Origin of the sequence: Mycobacterium yunnanensis (assembly GCF_025823185.1) — a bacterium.
GTDB lineage: Bacteria > Actinomycetota > Actinomycetes > Mycobacteriales > Mycobacteriaceae > Mycobacterium > Mycobacterium yunnanensis.
This window is the reverse complement of record NZ_JACKVK010000008.1, coordinates 50,542-72,985: the sequence shown is the minus strand read 5'-3', so window position 1 is coordinate 72,985 and position 22,444 is coordinate 50,542. Positions and strand designations below refer to the sequence as shown.

The 22,444-nt window shown below is 68.3% G+C and carries 21 protein-coding genes; 14 read left to right on the top strand and 7 right to left on the bottom strand.

The window, feature by feature from the left end; translation table 11 throughout:
* Window positions 1-52: 52 nt before the first annotated feature.
* On the bottom strand, window positions 53-1,834 hold the full coding sequence (locus H7K45_RS10460; RefSeq protein ID WP_263995736.1) for an Hsp70 family protein: 1,782 nt from the start codon (window positions 1,832-1,834) through the stop codon (window positions 53-55).
* 203 nt (window positions 1,835-2,037) lie between these two features.
* Between H7K45_RS10460 and H7K45_RS10455 the strand changes: the two genes are divergently transcribed.
* The gene (locus H7K45_RS10455) at window positions 2,038-2,496 is read left to right on the top strand and encodes a nuclear transport factor 2 family protein (RefSeq protein WP_263995735.1); all 459 of its coding nucleotides are present in this window, start codon (window positions 2,038-2,040) and stop codon (window positions 2,494-2,496) included.
* 53 nt (window positions 2,497-2,549) lie between these two features.
* Here H7K45_RS10455 and H7K45_RS10450 read toward each other — a convergent pair whose 3' ends face one another.
* Window positions 2,550-3,203 carry a L,D-transpeptidase family protein gene (locus tag H7K45_RS10450; protein WP_263995734.1) on the bottom strand — a complete coding sequence of 218 codons (654 nt, stop codon included), beginning with the start codon at window positions 3,201-3,203 and terminating at the stop codon, window positions 2,550-2,552.
* 115 nt (window positions 3,204-3,318) lie between these two features.
* Between H7K45_RS10450 and H7K45_RS10445 the strand changes: the two genes are divergently transcribed.
* Window positions 3,319-4,815 (top strand): bifunctional phosphatase PAP2/diacylglycerol kinase family protein, encoded by a 1,497-nt coding sequence (locus H7K45_RS10445; RefSeq protein WP_263995733.1) that lies wholly within the window; start codon window positions 3,319-3,321, stop codon window positions 4,813-4,815.
* Here the strand turns inward: H7K45_RS10445 and H7K45_RS10440 are convergent.
* Window positions 4,769-5,446, bottom strand: coding sequence for a phosphatase PAP2 family protein (locus tag H7K45_RS10440; RefSeq protein ID WP_263995732.1), 678 nt, complete (start codon window positions 5,444-5,446; stop codon window positions 4,769-4,771). The genes H7K45_RS10445 and H7K45_RS10440 overlap by 47 nt on opposite strands.
* A 224-nt stretch (window positions 5,447-5,670) precedes the next feature.
* On the opposite strand from H7K45_RS10440, the gene H7K45_RS10435 reads away from it, so the two are divergent.
* Together H7K45_RS10435 and H7K45_RS10430 are read left to right on the top strand one after the other, a co-directional pair.
* Window positions 5,671-7,305 carry a purine-cytosine permease family protein gene (locus tag H7K45_RS10435; RefSeq protein WP_263996954.1) on the top strand — a complete coding sequence of 545 codons (1,635 nt, stop codon included), beginning with the start codon at window positions 5,671-5,673 and terminating at the stop codon, window positions 7,303-7,305.
* 41 nt (window positions 7,306-7,346) lie between these two features.
* Window positions 7,347-7,829 carry a hypothetical protein gene (locus tag H7K45_RS10430; protein WP_263995731.1) on the top strand — a complete coding sequence of 161 codons (483 nt, stop codon included), beginning with the start codon at window positions 7,347-7,349 and terminating at the stop codon, window positions 7,827-7,829.
* On the opposite strand, the gene map is transcribed toward H7K45_RS10430, so the two are convergent.
* On the bottom strand, window positions 7,799-8,596 hold the full coding sequence (gene map / locus H7K45_RS10425) for a type I methionyl aminopeptidase (protein WP_263995730.1): 798 nt from the start codon (window positions 8,594-8,596) through the stop codon (window positions 7,799-7,801). The two genes, H7K45_RS10430 and map, sit on opposite strands and share 31 nt — an antisense overlap.
* Window positions 8,597-8,677: 81 nt before the next feature.
* On the opposite strand from map, the gene H7K45_RS10420 reads away from it, so the two are divergent.
* Both H7K45_RS10420 and lpqN read left to right on the top strand, forming a co-directional pair.
* Window positions 8,678-8,944: a helix-turn-helix domain-containing protein gene (locus H7K45_RS10420; RefSeq protein ID WP_263995729.1), complete on the top strand. Its 267-nt coding sequence runs from the start codon at window positions 8,678-8,680 to the stop codon at window positions 8,942-8,944.
* 106 nt (window positions 8,945-9,050) lie between these two features.
* Window positions 9,051-9,761: an envelope biogenesis lipoprotein LpqN gene (gene lpqN, locus H7K45_RS10415; RefSeq protein ID WP_263995728.1), complete on the top strand. Its 711-nt coding sequence runs from the start codon at window positions 9,051-9,053 to the stop codon at window positions 9,759-9,761.
* A 36-nt stretch (window positions 9,762-9,797) separates the two neighbouring features.
* Here lpqN and H7K45_RS10410 read toward each other — a convergent pair whose 3' ends face one another.
* Window positions 9,798-10,172 (bottom strand): YchJ family protein, encoded by a 375-nt coding sequence (locus H7K45_RS10410; RefSeq protein WP_263995727.1) that lies wholly within the window; start codon window positions 10,170-10,172, stop codon window positions 9,798-9,800.
* Window positions 10,173-10,354: 182 nt separating this feature from the next.
* Here H7K45_RS10410 and H7K45_RS10405 point away from each other — a divergent pair, with 182 nt between their 5' ends.
* From H7K45_RS10405 to H7K45_RS10380, 6 genes are all read left to right on the top strand, one after another.
* Window positions 10,355-11,731, top strand: a complete 1,377-nt coding sequence (locus H7K45_RS10405) for an HNH endonuclease signature motif containing protein (protein WP_263995726.1) — start codon at window positions 10,355-10,357, stop codon at window positions 11,729-11,731.
* Window positions 11,732-11,921: 190 nt separating this feature from the next.
* Complete coding sequence (locus tag H7K45_RS10400) at window positions 11,922-13,301, top strand: sulfatase family protein (protein WP_263995725.1); 1,380 nt, start codon at window positions 11,922-11,924, stop codon at window positions 13,299-13,301.
* Window positions 13,302-13,377: 76 nt separating this feature from the next.
* Window positions 13,378-14,178, top strand: coding sequence for a trehalose 2-sulfotransferase (gene stf0, locus H7K45_RS10395; protein WP_263995724.1), 801 nt, complete (start codon window positions 13,378-13,380; stop codon window positions 14,176-14,178).
* On the top strand, window positions 14,175-15,098 hold the full coding sequence (gene cysD / locus H7K45_RS10390; protein ID WP_263995723.1) for a sulfate adenylyltransferase subunit CysD: 924 nt from the start codon (window positions 14,175-14,177) through the stop codon (window positions 15,096-15,098). The genes stf0 and cysD overlap by 4 nt, the downstream gene beginning before the upstream one ends.
* Before the next feature lie 7 nt (window positions 15,099-15,105).
* Window positions 15,106-17,007, top strand: a complete 1,902-nt coding sequence (gene cysC, locus H7K45_RS10385) for an adenylyl-sulfate kinase (protein ID WP_263995722.1) — start codon at window positions 15,106-15,108, stop codon at window positions 17,005-17,007.
* Between the two features lie 67 nt (window positions 17,008-17,074).
* Entirely contained in the window at window positions 17,075-17,995 is a 921-nt protein-coding gene (locus H7K45_RS10380; protein ID WP_263995721.1) for an LLM class F420-dependent oxidoreductase, read from the top strand.
* Here H7K45_RS10380 and H7K45_RS10375 read toward each other — a convergent pair.
* Window positions 17,981-18,757 carry a trans-aconitate 2-methyltransferase gene (locus H7K45_RS10375; protein WP_263996952.1) on the bottom strand — a complete coding sequence of 259 codons (777 nt, stop codon included), beginning with the start codon at window positions 18,755-18,757 and terminating at the stop codon, window positions 17,981-17,983. The genes H7K45_RS10380 and H7K45_RS10375 overlap by 15 nt on opposite strands.
* 47 nt (window positions 18,758-18,804) lie before the next feature.
* Here H7K45_RS10375 and H7K45_RS10370 point away from each other — a divergent pair, with 47 nt between their 5' ends.
* Complete coding sequence (locus H7K45_RS10370; protein ID WP_263995719.1) at window positions 18,805-19,695, top strand: amidohydrolase family protein; 891 nt, start codon at window positions 18,805-18,807, stop codon at window positions 19,693-19,695.
* A 26-nt stretch (window positions 19,696-19,721) separates the two neighbouring features.
* Window positions 19,722-21,536: an ArnT family glycosyltransferase gene (locus H7K45_RS10365; RefSeq protein WP_263995717.1), complete on the top strand. Its 1,815-nt coding sequence runs from the start codon at window positions 19,722-19,724 to the stop codon at window positions 21,534-21,536.
* On the opposite strand, the gene H7K45_RS10360 is transcribed toward H7K45_RS10365, so the two are convergent.
* Window positions 21,526-22,440 carry a class I SAM-dependent methyltransferase gene (locus H7K45_RS10360; RefSeq protein ID WP_263995716.1) on the bottom strand — a complete coding sequence of 305 codons (915 nt, stop codon included), beginning with the start codon at window positions 22,438-22,440 and terminating at the stop codon, window positions 21,526-21,528. The two genes, H7K45_RS10365 and H7K45_RS10360, sit on opposite strands and share 11 nt — an antisense overlap.
* Between the last annotated feature and the right edge of the window lie 4 nt (window positions 22,441-22,444).

Below are 22,444 nucleotides of genomic sequence, written 5' to 3'. Positions count from 1 at the left end.
GGAACCTGGAACGCAACTGTGACATTCCTTGGCGCGGTGACGGCCGCGGAGGTCAGTACGGGAGTTGCTGCGGCTGCTGATACACCGGCGGCGCGTACGGCGCATAGGGATTCGGCGCGTACGGGGCGGGGGTCGGGGTCGGGGTGGCCGGGACCTGAATCGGGATCGGCACAGGGACGAACGGCACGGTGATGTAGCTCGTCGTCATGGTCGGAGTCGTCGTGGTCGTCGTCGTCGTCGTGGTCGTCGTGGTCGTCGTCGTCGTCGTCGTGGTGGTCGTCGGTGTCGTGGTGGTCGTCGTGGTCGTCGGCTGCGTCGTCGTGGTGGTGACGGGGCGTTCGACGGTGACGGTCTCGGTCGACGGCGGAGGCGGCGGAGGCGGCGGCGCACTGGTCACGGTGACCACGTTCTGCGCCGGCGGCTCGGTCGACGGCGCCGCTGGGGGCGGCGCGATGGTGGTGGGGGGCGGCGCCGGTGGGGACGTCGCGGTGATCGGGACGGTGGCCGGCTCGGGCCGCGTCTCGTCGGTGGCACTGGTCAGCGCGATGGCGACGCCGCCAACCGCGACCAGGGCGACCACCGCGGCGACTCCGACCAGCAGCTGGGGCACACGCAGCCACGACCGGGGCTCGTCGTCATCCCTGGGGCGGTACTGCGTGACGACGCGCGTCGTGCCGGCGTCGGCGTACGGGTCGGCGTACGGATCCTCGCCGACATACGGCGCGGGGTCACCGACGGTGTCGTCGTCCTGCGACCACGCCAGCGCACGAAACGCCGACGAGTCCGGGGCCACCTCGGCGGGCGCGGTCCACGCCCCGGTGAGCAGCGGGCTGGCCGCCGCCATCCCGGTCTGCGCGTCGGCGTCGGCACCGTAGGCCGCGAAGAGTGCCGCCCCCACGGCGGCGTCGAGCGCGGGGTGCGGAGTCGTGACGAATGCGTCGGCGTATTCGTCCTGCAGCGCGCTGGTGACCAGCGGGATGCGGGCCCCGCCGCCAACGGCCACCACAGCCGACAGATCATCGGCGCTGATCCTGTTGCGCAGCAACGATTCTCGAAGTTCGGCCAGAACCGAGGCGAGCGGCGCGTCCATCACGGCGTCGAGCTGGTCGCGCGTGACGCGCACCGTCGTCTGCCGCCCTGGCAGGTCGACGGGGATGTCGGCCGTCGACGCGTCGGAGAGGTGTTCCTTGGCCAGTCGGCATTCCTCGCGCAGACGGCCCAGGGAGCCGACGGCGGCGGTGCCCGCCGGGTCGACCTCGTCGGCGGTCTGGTCGAGGACGAGAGCCAGGAGCGACCGGTCCACCTGGTCGCCGGAGAAGTCGGTCGACCGCGTGGTGTCGATGGGCTCGAAGGACGCCGTCGCATCGGCGAGGGTGATGCTGGTACCACCGCCGCCGAAGTCCAGCAGCGCCACCACGCCCCGCACCGGCAGGCCGGGGTTGGCCCCAAGCGCGGTCAGCGCGGCGACGGCGTCGGACACCAACCGAACGGGGACCCCGTTGGGCGCCAACCTGGGCGTGGTCCGCATCGCGTCGCGGAGCGACCGGAGAGTGGCGCCGTTCCAGTGGGCGGGGACGGCGACCGCGATCTGCGCGCCGACGTCGTCGCCGGCGTCGGCCACCATGGCGTCGAGCGCCTCGACCATCAGCAGGTCCGCGCGATAGGAGGAGCCGTCGCCAGAGACCAGAGGCACCGGGTCTCCGACGCGCTCGACGAAGCCACTGAGCACCTGCCCGGCCCGAGGCAGCGTGGAGCGACGGATGACGGGCTGACTGCCGACGCGGGCCGCGACCAGGTTGGTCGTCCCGATCGACAATCCCAACGGATCGCTCATGACCCGACCACGATAACCCGTCCGGCGGCGCTGCGGGGCCCGACACTCCGCGCGGGAGTGCGCGAACAACGTTCTGGCAGCGCCATTTTGGATTCATAGCCGGTACATAGCCGCCACCCACCGTCAGCACCGGTTGACGGTGGCGTCAACCGAAGTGGCGGCAACGCGCTCCGCGGCGGGGATGGCTGTGTTGCAATGACCGAATGGGTGACATCGAAGACATTCAGCGGGTCAAGTATCGGTATCTGCGCGCGCTCGACACCAAGCACTGGGACGAGTTCGCCGACACCCTCACCGAGGACGTGGTCGGCGACTACGGCGAATCCCTCGGGGAGACCCACCACTTCACCGACCGAGCCACCCTCGTCGAATTCATGAGCACCTCGATGCCCGCCGACGTCATCACCGACCACCGGGTGACGCATCCCGAGATCGAGGTCGACGGTGACGAGGCGACGGGGATCTGGTACCTGCAGGACAAGGTCATCGTCCCGAAGTTCGACTTCATGTTGATCGGTGCGGGCTTCTACCGCGATCGCTACCGCCGCACCGCCGACGGCTGGAAGATCAGCGTGACCGGCTACGACCGCACCTACGACGCGTCGTTCTCGACCAAGGCCCTCGACTTCAACGTGAAAGCCGGTCGCGCCATAGCTCTTTGAGTGATGCTGTGCACGCTCGCCCGCGCTCACCGCGGGTGACGGTGCACGAATCGCTACTTCGAGACGGCGATCAGCGCGCCGGGGCGTAGCCACTTCATGATCCCCACCAGGGTGTCGTCGTCGATGCTGACGCACCCGGCCGTGGGTCCGCCGTCACTCGAGTGCAGGAAGAACGCCCCGCCGTTGCCGGGCACGCGGGCCTTGTTGACGCCCATCACCACGGCGTGTCGGTACTGCGGGATCTGAAGGTTCTCGGTGCCACTGCTGGGGTCGGTGTCGAATGGGCATTGCGCCTTCTTGCAGACCTGCATGGTGTTGTACGTGGGACTCTTCATGTCGCCGTCCCACCAGTGGTCCGGCCCTACCTGGACGTATTGCAGGCCGCCACCGGGATTGGGGGCGGTGCCGAACGCGAAGTCGAGGGTGAACACGCCCATCGGCGTGAGCATCTGACCGTCGTGGGTCTCCGGGGCCATTCCCTTGGCGCCGACGTGCGCGGGAATGCCCGCGGCCACGGCGTGCCAGCCGGCCGCGGTGCGTTCGTAGACGTCGACCTTCGCGTTCGAACCGCCCACTCCCACAACGGATATCACCTGGGTGGCGGTGCCGACGCTTGGCGCGAACCACGGCACCAGCTCGGCTCGGGCGGCCGGAGCAAGCACGAGTCCGACCGCCAACGCGCACAGCGAAATCAGCAGTCGACGCACGGGTCAACGTCAACACAGCGGTTACTGGAGGTCAAGTAAAGGTTTAGCAACGATCGTCGGCCCAAACGGATGAGTTGCGACAAGGGCAGTTTCGTCGCCCCGCTAGGTTGGGGGCATGCACCCCTTGCGCAGGCGCGTGAACCGACATCGCGGCATCCGGCAGATCGGTGCAGGTCTGGGCACCTTGGACCGCGAAGTGTACGAAGCCATCGCCGAATCGCCCAGCCCCCTCCTCGACCGCTTCATGCCGCGGCTGACGGCCGCCGCCGACCACTCCAAGCTGTGGTTCGCGATCGCCGCCGCGCTGGCGGCCACCCGGCAGCCGTCGCTACAGCGCGGGGCGGGGCGGGGCGTGGCCTCTCTGGCCGTGACGAGCCTCGTGGCCAATCAGATCGCCAAACGAGTGTGGAAGCGCCCGCGGCCGGAGTGGTCGGCCGTGCCGGTGCTGAGGCGATCCCGCCACATGCCCACCTCGAATTCGCTGCCGTCGGGCCACTCCGCGAGCGCCGCGGCCTTCGCCGTCGGCGTCGGCCTGGAGAACGCACCCGTCGGCCTGGGAATGGCCCTGCTCGCCGGCATGGTCGGCGTCTCGCGCGTCGCGACGGGCGCGCACTATCCCGGTGACGTGCTGGCCGGCTTCGGACTCGGCGCCGCCATCGCCGTGGCGGGCGCCCGCATCGTGCCCCCGATCGTCGAGGCGCGGGTACCGGTCGCCGACCCGCTGCGGATACCCACCATCAAGCGGCCCGACGGCGCCGGCGTCGTCCTCGTCATCAACCCTGCATCGGGCAGCGGCACCGGCGCCCGAGTCATCGAAGAGGCGCGAGAAGCGTTGCCGCGCATGGAGATCGTCGAACTGGAGAAGGACGACGACGTCGTCGAAGTACTGAGCTCCGCGGCCGAGCGAGCCGAGGTGCTCGCGGTCGGCGGCGGCGACGGCACCGTGGCCGCCGCAGCGGGGGTCGCCCTGGCCGCCGAGCGCCCGCTGGCGGTCTTTCCCGGCGGCACGTTCAACCACTTCGCCAAGGACATCGGCTGCGAGACCGTCGCCAGGACCGTCGAGGCGATCCGCGAGGGCAGCGTCGCGTGCGTCGACGTCTTGCGGCTCAACGAAACCGGCACCGTGATCAACACCGCCAGCATCGGCGCCTACCCCGCGTTCGTGCAGCAGCGCGAGAAACTCGAGCACCGCATCGGCAAGCCGCTGGCCGGCATCTACTCCATGTTCCACACGCTGCGCCGCGGCAAGCCCGTCCGCATCAGTTACGACAACAAGGTGCTGCAGACCTCGCTGTTCTTCCTCGGCAACTCGTCCTATCTGCCATCCGGATTCGCCCCGTCCCGACGTCTGCGCATGGACGACGGCCTGATGGACGTCCGCATCCTGGAGACCGAGAAGCGGTTCAGCACGTTGCGCATCGTGACCTCACTGGCGCTGGGTCGGCTCGTCCGCAGCCCGCTCTACCACGAACTGAGGGTGCCCGAATTCAGCTTCCGGGCGGTCGACGGTCCCACCCTGCTGGCCCACGACGGCGAGCTCGCCGACGAGCTCGACGAGGCCACCTTCAGCGTGCGGTACCGGGCACTGCCGGTGTTTCGTCCGCTTGCGTGACGACCGCGCGGTCGCCGCGCAGGATCAGCATGCAGACCACGAAGTAGGCGTAGCCCATCGCCCACCCGGCGACGATGTCGGACAGGTGGTGCACGTTGAGTGCGACCCGACCGACGCCGACGGTCACCACCACGAATACGGCGGCGGCCACCAGCCACGGTCGCAGGCGGGGCCGCACCATCGGCAGCGCCACCACCCCGAGGGCCGTCGCCGAGGCCATGGTGCCGAGGGCGTGGCCGGACGGAAACGACGTGGACAGCGCGTCCACCATGGCCGTCGCCGGGCGCGGCCGGTCGGCCAGCGTCTTGAGCAGCTCGGTCAGCGCCCCCGACAACTCGACGCAGACGATGAGGAACACCGCCGGCCGGACTCGCCGCTTGACCAAGAGGTAGACGATCAATCCGACCACGACGATGCGGATCGCGACCGGGGAGAACACCGTGCACCACACGTGCCAGAAGGTCACCCAACCCGGATTGCCGGCGCCCATCCGCCAACCCGCTGCCAGCGTCGACGTGTCGGCCGACTCCAGCCAGGGCCAGTCCTGAACCCAGCCGACCCACAGGGCGGCGTAGACGGCGACGCAGACACCGGCGAGCAACCACCGCCGTACTGAAGATTCAGTGGACATCACGTGTAACACCCTTCACTACTGCACCGATGTGTGGGGTAGAGCCCGCGCTGCCGTCACAACCCCGACTCTTGACGGCAGCGCGGGCCCTTTCTGTTTTCGGTGGGAACACTGTCGTCACACTGCCGAAACAACCTGGATTTACCTTGCCAAACATGACTCAAGAGCTCAGCAAAGAGCCAGAAACCCCCGTCGGGACAGGCGCCGACGCGGGCCTGGACCAGATGACGGCCACCAAGGAGACCTTGGAGGACTACACGCTGCGCTTTGCGCCGCGTAGCTATCGCAAGTGGTCGACGCGGGTGGTCGGCATCTCGGCCCTCGGCGGCATCGCCTACCTCGCCGACTTCGCCATCGGCGCGAACATCGGCATCGCCTACGGCACCACCAACGCGCTGTGGGGCATCCTCATCTTCGCCGTCGTGGTGATGCTGACCGGCTTCCCGGTCGCGTACTACTCGGCCCGGTACAACATCGACCTCGACCTGGTCACCCGTGGCAGCGGGTTCGGTTACTACGGGTCGGTGGTCACCAACGTCATCTTCGCGACGTTCACCTTCATCTTCTTCGCCCTCGAGGGCTCGATCATGGCCCAGGGCCTGCAGCTGGGCCTCGGCATCCCGCTGTGGATCGGCTACGCGGCGTCGACGCTCATCATCTTCCCGCTGGTCATCTACGGCATGAAGGTGCTCTCCACACTGCAGGTGTGGACGACGCCTCTGTGGCTGGTGCTGATGGTCGCTCCGTTCGGCTACCTCGTCATCACCCATCCCGAGTCGGTCGGCCAGTTCTTCGCCTACCAGGGCGAGAACGGAGTGCAGGGCTTCGACCTCGGCTCGACGCTGCTGGCCGCCGGCGTGTGCCTCTCGCTGATCGCGCAGATCGCCGAGCAGAACGACTACCTGCGCTTCATGCCTCCCAAGACGCCGGAGAACAAGCGCAGCTGGTGGACCTGGATGTTCCTCGCCGGCCCCGGCTGGGTCATCTTCGGCGCCATCAAGCAGATCGTCGGGCTGTTCCTGGCGGTCTACCTGATCGCCAACGTCGCCGACAGCGCCGGCATCGCCAACCAGCCGGTGCACCAGTTCCTGGAGATCTACCAGAACTTCCTGCCCCCGTGGCTGGCCATGACGCTGGCCGTGGTGCTCGTCGTCATCAGCCAGGTCAAGATCAACGTGACCAACGCCTACTCCGGCTCGCTGGCGTGGACCAACTCGTTCACCCGGGTCACCAAGACCTACCCCGGTCGCCTGGTGTTCCTCGCCTTCAACCTGCTGATCGCGCTGGTGCTGATGGAGGCGAACATGTTCGACTTCCTCAACACCATCCTCGGCTTCTACGCCAACTGCGGCATGGCGTGGGTCGTCGTCGTGGCGTCGGACATCGTGTTCAACAAGTACCTGCTGAAGCTCTCGCCGAAGCAGCCCGAGTTCCGTCGCGGCATGTTGTACGACTTCAACCCGGTGGGCTTTGGCTCGATGCTCATCGCGGCGGGCGTGTCCGTGCTGGCGTTCTTCGGCGGTCTCGGGGCGGCCATCCGGCCGTACTCACCGCTGGTGGCCATCGGCCTGGCCCTTGTGCTGCCGCCGATCATCGCGGTCGCGACCAAGGGCAAGTACTACCTGCGCCGCACGGATGACGGGATCGACCTGCCGATGCTCGACGAGTACGGCAACCCGTCGGACGTGCACCTGAAATGCCATGTCTGCCATCACGATTACGAGCGGCCCGACATGATCAAGTCCGCGGTTGGAGCTGGTGAAGCGGCGGGCGAGAAGGCAAAAGCGGAGAGCTACATCTGCTCGCTGTGCCTCTCGACGGACAAGACGGGTGAGAAGGTCCTGCCCGCTCAAAAGTAGAACGCACGCCGGACGACGGCCATGGTCGATATCCTTCGGCCATGGCCGTCTTCTTGCGCAAGATGCTGGGCATCGGCGGGCTGCCACCGGACATGCGCGCCGAGGTCGAGGCAGAGGGCGTGCTGGTCCTCGCCGAGTTCATCCCGGTGACCTACCGCTTCTCGGGCAATCTGCCCGGCAAGGTCGCCAAGGGCAACATCAGTAGTTACGTCGGCACGCTCGCGGTGACGCGTCGACGTGTCCTCGGCACGCTGTCCTCGGTGCCCAACAAGGCCGCCCGCGCCGTCGACCACGAGTGGAACGCGCCGCGCGGGACCATGGTCGAGGCCGTGCTGGACGAGTCGGGGTTGACGCTCAGCGGGTCGGATCTGTCGGCCATCGACCCGACCTTCGCCGGTTCGGTGTCCCTGCACTACAAGACCCCGCTGTCCGACGAGGTGCTGGCCGCCCTGCCCGAACGCGAGTTCGTCTTCGACGTGCCACCGAAGTTCGTCTACTCGGTGTGCGGCATACCGTCGCGCTGAGTCAGCACCCGCGGCCCCTGCTCGGTGATCGCGATGGTGTGTTCGGAGTGCGCGGTGCGTGAACCGTCCGCCGAGCGCAGGGTCCACCCGTCGGCGTCGAGGGCGAGCCGGTCGCTGCCGCGGCTCCACCACGGTTCCAAGGCCAGGGTCAGTCCCGGCCGCAGCAGCATTCCGCGACCGCGCCGACCACTGTTGGGGACGTGCGGATCTTCGTGCATGGTGCGTCCGAGGCCGTGCCCACCGAACTCCAGGTTGACGCGATACCCCGACGCGGCGGCGACCTCGCCGATGGCCGCCGAGACGTCACCCAGCCGACCGCCGGGAACTGCCGCGGCGATGCCGGCGTCGAGGGCGCGTCGAGTCGAGTCGACGAGCGCTTGGTCGGCGGGGTCACCGTCGCCGTCCTCGTCACCGACGATGACCGTGACCGCGGAGTCCGCGACCCAGCCGTCGATCGACACCGCGAAGTCCAGGCTGAGCACGTCGCCGGCGCGGAGCACCTGCGAGCGCGGCTTGCCATGCAGCACGGCGTCGTTGACCGAGAGGCAGATGACGTTGCGGAACGGTCCGCGGCCGAATGACGGTGCGTAGTCCCAGTAACACGACGTCGCTCCGCGGTCGGCGACCAGTTGGCGGGCATGCAGTTCGAGCTGCATCACGTCCACGCCCGGCCTGGCCTCCTCGGACAGGGTGGCCAGCGTCTGAGCGACGAACTGACCCGTCACGGCCATGGCGTCGATCTCGCCGGCGGACTTGAGTTCGATCACGTCGGCCTCCTCGAGCGTCGGTATTCTTATACCGCAGTCACGCTACCAGCTTCGGTATTTCAATACCGCTATGCTGACCCCATGGTGCGCGTGCCGCTGAGCCCCGAGCAAGTCGCCGCCGGCCAACGCCTGGGCGCATTGATCCGAACCGCGCGCGCGGGCCGCGATCCAGAGACGGTCGCGCGCGCCGCCGGGATCTCCCCCGAGACGCTGCGCAAGATCGAGGTCGGCCGGATTCCCAGCCCCAGCTTTGGCACCGTCATCGGGCTGTGCACGGCGCTGGACATGCCGCTGGCCGCTGCCGCGGAGGCATGGCGCGGCACCGTCGACCGGCGCATGGCAATCTGACCACTCGCCGTCGAGCGGCCGTCTCCAACGATCCTCCAATCCCGCGTCGCTACCGTCCCGCATCACCTCGGCAGGTCGTCGGGGAGCGACGATCAGGAGTGTTCGCATGAGGACATCGGCCATCACCGGGGTGGCTGCGGCCGTGACCGCTCTCACCGTCGTCGTGTCCGGCTGCGGTTCGGAGACCAAGACCGCGGCGGCCAGCAGCTCGTCCACGTCCACGTCGTCCAAGACTGCGACCAGCACCTCGAAGAAACCGAAGGTTCCCGAGACCACCGAAGCGGAGGCCCCAGGCCCGAACCCGACGATCGCGGACTACATCAAGGAGAACGGCATTCAGGAGACGGGCGTCAAGATGGGCGATCCGAGCGCCCCGGCCGTCAACCTTCCCGTCCCCGACGGCTGGCAGCCGCTCAGCCCGGAGGAGGCACCCGACTACGCCTACGGCGCGATCGTCTTCACCGGGCCAGAGTTCGAAGCCGATCCGCCGAACATCGTCGCGTTGATGTCGAAGCTCAGTGGCGACGTCGACCCGCAGAAGATCGTCGACCTGGCCCCGGGTGAGCTGAACAACCTGCCGGACTACGAGCCGGGCAACGAGGGCGAGACCAGCACCCTGGGCGACTACCCCGCGTACGTCCTCGGCGGCACGTATACCCGTGACGGCGCAACGCGTTTCATCGCCCAGAAGACGGTCGTCATACCGGCGGCCGACGGCCTGTACGTGTTGCAACTCAACGTCGACGGCCCGGAGGCTGCGGGCGAGGTCCTGAGCGCGGCGACCATGAAGATCGACAGCGACACCACGATCGGCTGACGCGAGCGCCGGGCAGTATTCGAACACCGGGTCTGACTAGTCGCCGTCGACGTATACCCAACGCCCGCTTCGTCGTTCGAAGGTGCTGCGCTCGCGCATCACGGCGTCGTCGTAGGCGGCGGTGAACTCGACCTCGCCGAACTCGTCGTCGCTGCCGCCGGCGACCACGTCGACGATGGTCAGCCCCCTCCACACCACCTCCGGGTCGACGGTGACGGTCGCTGGCCGCGTCCGCGGATGCCAGGTGCGGAACAGGTAGTCGGCCTGCCCCGTGGCATAGGCGGCGTACCTCGAGCGCATCAGTTCCTCGGCGGTGGCCGCCTGACGCTCGCCATGGTGCAAGGGACCGCAGCACGCCTCATAGACGGTGCCGCTGCCGCAGGGACACTGCCCTCCGAAGGGATCGCTCATGACGACAAGACTGCCTCAAGACCCGTCGTCGGCGCGCTGAACGTCGCCCCGCGCTCTCCGTCCGATGGTGCACGTGCCCGCCTCTGAGCGAATTGGCCATGGCTCCAAAACTACTGTGCCACATTGGTTTCAGTAGTCACATCGTCGATTGTCTTGTCGGTGGGTCGTACTAGTGTTCGAGTATGAGTTCGGATCGGGTCACCGCAGCAGTCGCGGGGATCCGCGCTGCCGTCGCCGAACTCGTCGCCCTGGACTGTGACCAGTTCACCCACCTCGAACTGGTCGAGCTGCTCGGCGAATTGGAGACCGCCACCTGGCAACTGCCCACAATCGGGCACCGGATGATCGCCCGACTGCAACGCGAAGCCTCCCCCACCGAACTAGGCGCCAAATCGTTGGGCAGTGTGCTCACCCAACGATTGCGCATCTCCAGCAAGGAAGTCCGCCGACGGCTCCACGAGGCAGAAGATCTCGGTCCGCGGACGGCCATGAACGGGCAGGCGTTGGCGCCGAAGTTGGCTCCGACCGCCGGCGCTCAAGCCGACGGGGCGCTGGGACCCGAACACGTGTCGGTGATCCGAGGCTTCCTGGACAAACTCCCGACGTGGGTGGACCCCGAAGTCCGGGAACTCTCGGAGAAGACGTTGGTGCACATCGGGTCCGGCACCGGCCCAGAAGAACTAAGCAACACAGCCAAGAAACTCATGACCGCCATCGACCAGGACGGCCCCAAACCCGACGACGTCGAACGCGCCCGCAAGCGGTACTTCCGGCTGGGCAAGCAACAGGCCGACGGCATGACCCCCTTCACCGGACTGTTGGACCCCGAAGCCCGCGCGACGATCGAACCGATCCTGTCCAAGTACGCCGCCCCCGGGATGTGCAACCCCGCCGACCACGAACCCCGCACCTCCGGCACACCGACCCAAGAACAAATCGACACCGACGACCGCACCGCGACCCAACGAAACCACGACGCGGTGATCGCAATAGGCCGGTCGGTGCTGTCCTCTGGTGAGTTGGGTCAGCACAACGGGTTACCCGTCACCGTCATCGTCTCCACCACCCTGCAAGACCTCGAGAACGGAACCGGCAGCGGTGTCACCGGTGGTGGTTCCCTGTTGCCAATGGCTGACCTGATCCGCATGGCCTCCCACGCCCACCACTACTTGGCGGTGTTCGACAAGCATTCGAACGAAGCCCTCTACCTCGGCCGCACCAAACGCCTCGCCTCAGTGGGGCAGCGGATCGTCCTGCATGCCCGCGACCGGGGCTGCACGAAACCCGGATGCAGCGTCCCCGGGTACGGCACCCAGGTGCATCACATGACGGGCTGGGCGAAGAACGGGTTGACCGACGTCGACGACGTCACCCTGGCCTGCGGCGGGGACAATCGCCTGGCCGAAAACGGTTGGACCGTGCAACTCCAAGACGGGGTCGTGCAGTGGAACCCACCGCCGGAACTCGACGTCGGGCAAGCCCGCGTCAACTACCTCCACCACCCCGAACGACTCCTGGTGGAGAACGACCCCGCACCCGACGACGAGGCCGCGGCGTGACGGGGTGTCGCAATGAGTGCGTGACGGCGTTTGCCGGCACCGTGGCAGAGTAGAAGACCAACACGCCCACCGCCGCCCCGGCGACGGCCCATCGCACCACCCGTCGAAAGTTCGCCGACATCGTCTCATCACGGTCTGGACGAGCCCAACGGTTGCCGATTCGACGGAGAACCTGTTCGGTGTATCAACGATGACGGACAACGTGCTCCTCGTGCACTGGCACGACCTCGGTCGGTATCTCGGCGCCTACGGCCACGACGACGTGTCCAGTCCCAGGCTGGACCAGCTCGCCGCCGAAGGAATCCTCTTCACGCGCTCGCACGCCACCGCTCCCCTGTGCTCGCCGTCGCGTGGATCGCTCTTCACGGGCCGCTACCCGCAGAGCAACGGGCTGGTGGGGTTGGCGCACCACGGCTGGGAGTATCGCGCGGGGGTCCGCACGTTGCCGGACCTGCTGAGCGAATCGGGCTTTCACACTGCGCTTTTCGGGATGCAGCACGAAACGTCGTTTCCGGCCCGGCTCGGGTTCGACGAGTACGACGTGTCCAACTCCTACTGCGAATACGTCGTAAGGAAGGCCACCGCCTGGCTCCGCCAGGGGCCGTCGACCCCCTTCCTGCTGACCGCAGGCTTCTTCGAGACCCACCGGCCCTATCCGAGGGATCGCTACGAACCCGCCGACGCCGACGCCCTGGAGCTGCCCGACTACCTGCCCGATCTGCCCGGCGTCCGGGAAGACCTCGCCGACTTCTACGGCTCGATCAGCGTCGCCGACGCGGCAGTGGGGCAACTACTCGACACTCTGGCCGAGACCGGGCTCGACGCCACGACATGGGTGGTGTTCCTCACCGACCACGGTCCGGCCCTACCCCGCGCCAAGTCGACGCTCTACGACGCGGGCACCGGCATCGCGACCATCGTGCGGCCCCCGACTCGGTTCGGCGCTTCGGGCCGGGTGTACGACGGCCTGTTCAGCGGCGTGGACCTGGTGCCGACACTGCTGGAACTCCTCGGGGTGCCGACTCCCGACGACGTCGACGGGTTGTCCCACGCGAGCCATCTGCTCGACGACGTTGCCCCGGACGTCGATGTCGCCACACCCGTCCGCTCCGAGGTCTACACGACCAAGACCTACCACGACTCCTTCGATCCCATCCGCGCGATCAGGACGACCGAGTACAGCTACATCGAGAACTACGCCACCCGGCCACTTCTCGATCTGCCGCTGGACATCGAGGCGAGCGCTCCGGGCCAGGTGGTGGGACCGCTGAGTTCGGCACCGCGACCCAGTCGCGAGCTCTACGACCTGCGCACCGATCCCACCGAACGCGACAACCTCCTGACCGGCGTCGTGACGAGCGAATCCGAGGCCATCGCAAACGAGCTGTCGATGCTCCTCAACGACTGGCGGGTGAAGACCAACGACGTCATACCGTCGGAGTTCGCCGGAACTCGCATCTCTGCCCGGTACACCGAAACCTATTGGTTCATCAAGGGAAATCCGCTGCCCAGCCGGTCGGCACTGGCCGCCGGACGCGGTATCGACGACGACGTCCGACGGCCGCAATAGTTGTGCTCGTGACGAGTTGAAGTCGTTGCCGTAGGCGAATATGCAACGCGATTTCGCTGCGGTTAGGCTCTCGCGCATGCCCTCCCCGACCGCATATCTGGTGCTCGCCTCGCAGCGCAGCGGCAGCACGCTTCTGGTCGAGTCGCTTCGGGCCACGGGTGTCGCCGGCGAACCGCAGGAGTTCTTTCAGTATTTGCCGTCGACCAGCCAGTCGCCGCAGCCCCGGGAATGGTTCGCCGACACCGGCGACGACTCGATCATGCGTCTGCTCGACCCGCTCGACGAGGGCAAGCCCGATCTCGCCCCGCCGGAGATCTGGCGCGACTACATCCGCACCGTCGGGCGCACACCCAACGGGGTGTGGGGCGGCAAGCTGATGTGGAACCAGACCCCCCTGCTGATGCAACGCGCCGAGGGACTGCCCGACCGCTCGGGCACCGGCCTACTCTCGGCCATTCGCGACGTCGTCGGCTCCGACCCGGTGCTCGTCCACGTCTACCGGCCCGACGTCGTGTCCCAGGCGGTGTCGTTCTGGCGCGCGGTGCAGACCCGGGTGTGGCGCGGGCGCCCCGACCCCGTCCGTGACGCCAGGGCCGAGTACCACGCGGGCGCCATCGCGCACGTCGTGACGATGCTCCGCGCTCAGGAGGATGCCTGGCGAGCCTGGTTCGCCGAGGAGCAGATCACCCCGATCGACGTTTCGTATCCGGTGCTGTGGCGCAATCTGACGGAGGTCGTCGGTACCGTGCTGGAGGCGTTGGGGCTGGATCCGCGGTTGGCCCCCGCGCCCGTGCTCGAACGCCAGGCCGACCAGCGATCCGACGACTGGGTCGAGCGCTATCGCAGAGATGCGGAGAGGGAGGGCCTGCCCACATGACCGTTCACACCCCCGACGCCACCCACGTCGACGAGCTACGCCTGCTCGAGGCCGAGTCGGTGCACATCATCCGCGAGGTGGTGGCCGAACTGCAACGACCGGTGCTGCTGTTCTCGGCCGGTAAGGACTCGATCGTGCTGCTCCGCTTGGCGGAGAAGGCATTCCGGCCCTCTCCGTTGCCGTTCCCGGTGTTGCACGTCGACACCGGCCACAACTTCGACGAGGTCATCGAGTTTCGCGACCGCCGGCTCGCCGAGCACGGCCACAAGTTGATCGTCGGATCGGTGCAGGAGTCAATCGACAGCGGCAGGGTTCAGGAGGTCGGCGGCCCCGCCGGGTCCCGCAACCGTCTGCAGACCCGCACGCTGCTCGACGCCCTCGAGGCCGGCGGCTTCGACGCCGCCTTCGGTGGGGCACGCCGCGACGAGGAACGCGCCAGGGCCAAGGAACGCATCCTGAGCTTCCGCGACGAGTTTGGTCAGTGGGATCCGCGCTCGCAGCGTCCCGAGCCGTGGTCGCTCTACAACGGCCGCATCAAGAAGGGCGAGCAGGTCCGGGTGTTCCCGCTGAGCAACTGGACCGAACTCGACATTTGGCGCTACATCGAACTGGAAGGCCTGGAGCTGCCGTCGATCTACTTCGCCCACCAGCGCGAGGTGGTCGCCAGGGACGGGATCCTGCTCGCGGTGTCGAAGTACGTACAGCCACGCGAGGACGAGACCGCGGCCGTCGAATGGGTGCGCTACCGCACCGTCGGCGACCTCACCATCACCGGTGCCGTGCGCTCGCACGCCACCGACATCGCCGGAGTGATCGACGAGATCTCCGCGGCGACGGTGTCCGAGCGCGGCGAGACCCGCGCCGACGACCGTACGTCGGTTGCGGCGATGGAAGACCGAAAGCGCGAGGGGTACTTCTGATGAGCGCTTGCGCGAAGAGCAGAGGACACTGATGACGACGACGACCACCCGGCAACTGCTCCGCATCGCCACCGCGGGATCCGTCGACGACGGCAAGAGCACCCTGATCGGCCGGCTCATGCACGACACCGACAGCTTGCCGCTGGACCACCTCGAAGCCGTCACCGACGACGAGGGGGTCGCCGACCTGGCCGCGCTGTCGGACGGGCTGCGGGCCGAGCGCGAGCAGGGCATCACCATCGACGTGGCGTATCGCTTCTTCTCCACCGCCACCCGCAGCTACATCCTGGCCGACACCCCCGGCCACGAGCGCTACACGCGCAACATGTTCACCGGAGCGTCCAACGCCCACGTCGCGATCCTCCTCGTCGACGCCCGCGCGGGGGTGCTGCGCCAGACCCGGCGGCACGCCAGGATCGCAAAGCTGTTGGGCATCAAGCACTTCGTCGCGACGATCAACAAGATCGACCTGGTCGACTTCGACCAAGGCCGGTTCGACGAGGTCGCCGGCGAGCTGCAGCGAATGGCCGCGCGCCTTGGCGGCGCCGAACTGACCGTCATCCCGATCGCCGCCAAGCACGGCGACAACGTCGTGCACCGTTCGCAGAGCACTCCCTGGTATTCCGGGCCCACGCTGCTCGAGTACCTGGAGGGCGTCGAATTGTCCGCCCCGCAGCCGGAAGCCGCCAAGCTGCGACTCCCCATTCAGTGGGTGTCGCGGCCGACGGCCGAGGAGCGGCGGCGCTACACCGGGCGACTGGCGGCCGGTACGGTCAGCGTCGGCGACGCGATCGTGTCGCTGCCCGCGGGCACCCGCTCGACGGTCACCGCCGTCGACACTCTGGACGACGACCGTACGACCGCCGTTGCGCCGCTGTCGGTTTCGATCGAGCTGGCCGACGACATCGACGTCGGCCGCGGTGACGTGTTCGTCAGCGGTGCCGACGATGCCGCCCTGCCGGTGTTGGCTCGCGAGCTGGACGCCACGGTGTGCTGGTTCACCGAGACCCCGTTGCGGGCCGGCGACCGGGTAGCGCTCAAGCAGACCAGCAAGACCGTCCGCGCGACGGTCCAGGCCCTGCACACGCGGCTGGATCCCGAGACGCTCGACGAGCTCGACAACCCGGTCGAGTTATCCATCAACGACATCGGCGCGGTGACCCTGCGCACCAGTTCCGTGGTGGTTGCCGACGCCTATTCCGACAACCGGGACAGCGGCGCGTTCATTCTGATCGACGAGACGTCCAACGAGACCATTGGCGCCGGCACCATCGTCGAGCCGCGCGAGGTCAAGCCGGGCGCCCAGACGCGCAACGACATTCGTTGGCATCCTTCGTCACTCGACCGCGACCACCGCTGGAACGCGACCGGTCAGCGCGGCGCCACCATCTGGTTCACCGGCCTGCCGGCGTCCGGCAAGTCGACCCTGGCGGTGGCCGTCGAGCGTGCGCTGGTCGAAGCGGGCGACGTCGCCTACCTGCTCGACGGCGACAACATCCGCCACGGGCTCTCCGACGATCTCGGCTTCACCGCCGGTGACCGTACCGAGAACATCAGGCGCGTGGGACATTTGACGCGGTTGTTCGCCGACGCAGGAGTCGTCGCGCTGGCGTCGCTGGTGTCCCCGTTGAAGTCCGACCGGGAGACCGCCAGGGCGCTCAGCGATGCGGCGAAGCTGCCGTTCATCGAGGTGTACATCTGCACCTCGGTCGAGGAGTGCGAGAAGCGCGATCCCAAGGGCCTCTATGCCAAGGCCCGGGCCGGCGAACTGAAGGGACTCACCGGGGTCGACGCGCCCTACGAGGCTCCGGAGAACGCCGACCTGGTCCTGGACACCGCCGGCGCCGACATCGACGAGCTGGTCGCCAAGGTACTCGAGGTGCTGCGGGCCACCCGCGATCGCGGCTGATTTATTCCCGCTTCGCACGCAGCGAAACGTCGTTCACGGGCTGGCGCGCTCTGGTTAAGGTCGACGCATGACCATCAAACTGGGCTATCAGATCCCGAACTTCTCCTACGGAACCGGTGTTGAACAGCTCTTTCCGACCGTGATCGAGCAGGCCAAGGAAGCCGAGGGCGCCGGTTTCGACACCGTGTTCGTGATGGACCACTTCTATCAGCTGCCCGGCCTCGGGACGCCCGACCAGCCGATGCTGGAGGCCTACACCGCGCTCGGGGCCCTGGCGACGGTCACCGAGACCGTCCAACTGGGCACGCTCGTCACGGGCAACACCTACCGCAACCCCACCCTGCTGGCCAAGGCCATCACCACGCTCGACGTGATCAGCCAGGGCCGCGCCATCCTGGGCCTGGGCGCCGGCTGGTTCGAGCTCGAGCACGATCAGCTGGGATACGAGTTCGGCACCTTCACCGACCGCTTCAACAAGCTGAACGAGGCGCTCGAGATCATCCTGCCGATGCTCAAGGGAGAACGGCCGACCTTCACCGGTCAGTACTACCGGACCCAGGAGGCCATGGCCGAGCCTCGCTACCGCGACCACATCCCGTTGATGATCGGCGGCAGCGGCGAGAAGAAGACGATGCCGTTGGCGGTCAAGCACTTCGATCACCTGAACCTCATCGCCGGGTTCGACGACCTGCCCGGAAAGGTCAACGTGCTCAGGGAGCGCTGCGAGGAGGCCGGCCGCGACCCGGCCACGCTGGAGACCAGCACGCTGATCTCGGTGATCGTCGACGAGAAGGCCACTCTCGACGACGTGCCGGAAGGCAGTCGGCAGCGCACCGCAATCGGCAGCCCCGAGGCAATTGCCGAACAGATCAAGACCAAGGTGTTCGACGCGGGCATCGACGGCATCGTGTTCAACATGCCGAACTACACGCCGGGCGCCGTCGCCGCGGTCGGCGAGGCTGTCAAGCCGCTGCTACCGGGCGCCTAACCCGACCTGCGCCACGACGAAGACCCGGCGGAACGGGAAGAACGTCCGTCCGTCGGGTCGGGCCGGGTACGACTCGGCCAGCCGGGGGATTAACTCAGCGCGGAAGCGTTGCCAATCCTCTTCTGCCAGTGCGCCCTTGACCGGGGTCAACGCCGTGCCGGTGATCCAGTCCAGCACCGGGTGCTCACCGGTGAGCTCGTGGACGTAGGTGGTCTCCCACGCGTCGACGGCGCCTCCGGCGTCGGTCAGCAGGCCCGCGTACTCGACGGCCGAGTCGGTCACCTTCCCGACGCGAAACGGTATGTCGCCCAACGCGTCCACCCACTGCGGGCTGCTTGCCAGCTCCCGCACGGCGGCGTGCGACGGCGCGTCGAAGTTTCCCGGGACCTGCACCGCGATCCATGCCCCCGTGGGCAGTGCGTCGACCCAGCGGCGCAACAGGTCTCGATGCGACGGCACCCACTGCAGCGCGGCGTTGCTCACCACGACGTCGGTGTCGGGCTTCGGCGTCCACGCCGCCAGATCGCCGAGCGTGGCGTCGAGGCCACGCTCGCGGGCCGCGGCGACCATCTCGGGAGACCCGTCGACCGCCTCGACGACGGCGTCCGGCCAGCGCTGCGCCAGCGTCACCGTCAGATTGCCCGGCCCGCACCCGAGGTCGACGACGCGGCGCGGTGATTCGGCCCGCACCCGCGAGAGCAGCTCGTAGAACGGACGGCCGCGGTGGTCGGCGAAGGCCAGGTATACGTCGGGATTCCACATGTACTGGATCATCCTCCTCGCGTCCGGGTATGCCATCCTGTCCCACGATGGACGAGTCAGCCGCAGTGCGGGCGATTTGGGAACCCCTGGGGATACCGGGAATCGTGGACGTGCACACCCACTTCATGCCCACGCGCGTGATGGACAAGGTGTGGCAGTACTTCGACGCCGCCGGGCCCCTGGTCGGCCGCACGTGGCCCATCACCTACCGCACCGACGAGGCCGAGCGGCTCCGCACGCTGCGCAGCTTCGGGGTGCGGGCGTTCACCTCGCTGATCTATCCGCACAAGCCGGACATGGCGGCGTGGCTCAACCAATGGGCGGCCCACTTCGCCTCGACCACGCCGGATTGCCTGTCCACCGCGACCTTCTACCCGGAACCCGGTGCCGCCGAGTACGTCACCGCCGCCATCGAGGGTGGCACCCGGGTGTTCAAGGCCCACGTCCAGGTCGGCGGTTACGACCCCACCGACCCGCTGCTCGACTCCGTGTGGGGCGTCGTCGCCGAGGCAGGCGTCCCCGTGGTCATCCACTGCGGTTCCGGACCTCAGCCCGGACCGCACACCGGACCGGGCCCCGTGGCGGCGGTCCTGGCCAGGCACCCCGGGCTGCGGCTCGTCGTGGCCCACATGGGCATGCCCGAATACGGCGAATTCCTCGACCTCGCCGAGCGCCACCCCGACGTTCGGCTCGACACGACGATGGCATTCACGCCGTTCGTCGAGGAGGACCACCCGTTCCCGCCGTCGGAGCGACCCCGGCTGCTGGCCCTTGGCGACCGCATCCTGTTCGGCAGCGACTTCCCCAACATCCCCTACGGCTACCTGGAGGCCATGCGGGTGTTGACCGAGGTGCCCGGCGTGGACGACGACTGGTTGCGTGGTGTGTTGCACGACAACGCCGCAACACTGTTCGGGTTGGGCGCCACAGCATCCTGACAGCGACGGCCGGTTAGCTTCCCCGTGTGACGACCCGGTGGCCGCGGTGGGGACTCGCCCTGCTGCTCGTGGGAACGGCCGCCCTGTATCTGCCGAACTTGTCTGCCTCGGGCTACGGCAACGCCTTCTACGCCGCCGCGGCCGAGGCCGGCGCACGCAGTTGGTCGGCCTGGTTCTGGGGTTCGCTCGACGCCGGAGACTTCATCACCGTCGACAAGCCACCGGCGTCTCTGTGGGTCACCGGCCTTAGCGTGCGGATGTTCGGCATGAATCCCTGGGCCGTGCTGGCACCGCAGGCGGTGATGGGCGTCGCAGCCGTCGGGGTGCTCTACGCGGCCGTTCGTCGCGCGGTGCCCGACGCCGGCCAGGGCGCGGCCGCCGGACTGATCGCGGGGGCGGTGCTGGCCTGCACCCCCGCGGCGGCGCTGATGTTCCGGTTCAACGATCCCGACGCCCTCTTGGTCCTGCTGCTGGTCGTGGCGGCCTACTGCCTGGCGCGCGCCCTACAGGCGGCGTCGTGGCGGTGGCTGGCCGCGGTCGGACTGGTCATGGGCGTCGCGTTCCTGACCAAGATGCTGCAGGGCTTCCTGGTGCTGCCCGGATTCGGTTTGGCCTACCTGGTGGGGGCGCCGACGACGTGGCGAAACCGGTTGCGGCACCTGGGTGTCGGCGTCGGTGCGCTCGTGGTCTCGGCCGGTTGGTGGGTTCTGTCGGTGCAACTGACACCCCCGTCGTCGCGGCCCTACGTGGGTGGTTCGACGGACGACTCCGTGCTGGACCTCGCGTTCGGCTACAACGGGCTGAGCCGGCTCGTCGGGCGAGAATCGCACACCTCGGCACCGACTCTCGGGCCGCGCGGCGCCGGGACGGGACTGCATCGGCTGTTCGCCGCCGAGATGGGCAACGAGATCTCGTGGTTGCTGCCCGTCGCGTCGTTCGTCGTGGCCTACGGCGCACTGCTCTGCGTGCTCGGGCGACTCGAGCGCACCGAGTGGGCCGCCCTGGTGTCGTGGGGCGGGTGGCTCGTGGTGACGGGCCTGGTCTTCAGCTTCATGGCGGGAACGATCCACCCGTACTACACGGCTGCCATGGCACCGGCGGTCGCCGCGCTCGTCGGGTTGGGCGGCACGTGGGCCTGGCGGTCGAGGACGGCGTGGGACGGCCGACTCGCGATGATGGCCATGGTCGCACTGGGCGTTGGATGGTCGTCGATCACGTTGCGCCGGAACCAGTTCGGACCCTCCTGGCTGACCACGGCGCTGCTGGTGCTCGCCCTGGCTGCGGCGGCAGGCGTCTTGCTCGGCCGGCGCTGGTCGATGACGGCGGGGCTCGTCGCGGGGGCCGTGGCGGCGGTCGCGGGCACCGTCGCCTTCACGATCGCCACGGTTACGACGCCTCACCACGGTGCCGTTCCGACCGCCGCCGCGCCGCGCGGGCAGACCAACCACACCGTGGGCGGCTGGACCGGCGACGAGGGCAGCAACCCGACCCTGGCCGCCATGCTGCGGTCCACCACGACGCGTTGGTCGGCCGCCACCAACGGGTCGCAGTCCGCGGCGGCGCTCGAGCTGGCGACCGGAACCTCGGTCATGGCGATTGGCGGCTGGAGCGGTGATCCGACGCCCACCCTGGCGCAATTCGTCGACGACGTACGCGCCGGGCGGGTGACCTTCTACGTGGAGGCCGGTCGCGGGGGTGCGGCGCCGAAGGGTCCGGTGATTCGGTCGCAGAACCACGGCCCGTCCCACGTCAGGGAGATCGCCGACTGGGTGGCCGACCACTATCGGGCGACGACGGTTGGCACGTCACTGGTGTACCGGTTGTGCGGAGTCAGTCCTTGACCGCGGTCACGAGGCTGTTGGATTCGGCCATCGGGCCCGCCTCCGGGTCGTCGGCGGGGATGGGCCGCCCCACCGACGCCAGGTACTGAGCCAGGGGTGTCGGCGTGGCGTGCCACCCACGCGCGCCGAACCACTCGGCGGCGGGAGCGATCTGCTCGTTGTAGATCAGGGTGAAGAAGGTGCCTGCCTGACCGGCGTCGCGCTCCTGCTGCTGCTTGGCCTCGAACACCCGCTGCGGCATGGGCCTGCCCTCCTCGACGGCCACCCGACTGCCGGGGGCCGAGAGGCGATCCATGCCGAGGAACAGCTGCTCCTGCGCCGCCGCGGGAAGGTAGATCAGCAGACCTTCGGCGATCCACGCGGTGGGTGCCGTCGGATCGAAGCCGGCCTCGGCCAAGGCCGCAGGCCAGTCGTCGCGTAGGTCCACGGCGACCTCGCGTCGCTCGGCCCGAGGTGACTCGCCAAGCTGGGCCATGGTGTCGCGCTTGAACTCCAGGACCTTGGGCTGGTCGAGTTCGAAGACCACCGTGCCGTCCGGCCATGGCAGGCGGTACGCACGGGAGTCGAGACCGGCCGCGACGACGACCACCTGCCGCACGCCCGCGTCGACGGCATCGGCGAAGTACGCGTCGAAGTACTTCGTCCTCGCGGCCTGGAACGACGTGAAGTGCCGACCGAAGTCACCTTCGAGCAACTGCGCGCCATGGCTACCCGTCACGCGGCCGTCCATCAAGTCCGCCCACTCACCGCCGGCTGCCTGGCAGAAGACCTCGGCGTAGGGGTCGCGCACCAGCGGCTCGGGGCGCTGGGCCTCCAATGCCCTTGCGGCGGCGACGAACAGGGCCGTCGACCCGACGCTGGTGGTGATGTCCCACGTGTCTCGTTCGTCGCCTCCGGGTCGCACGACG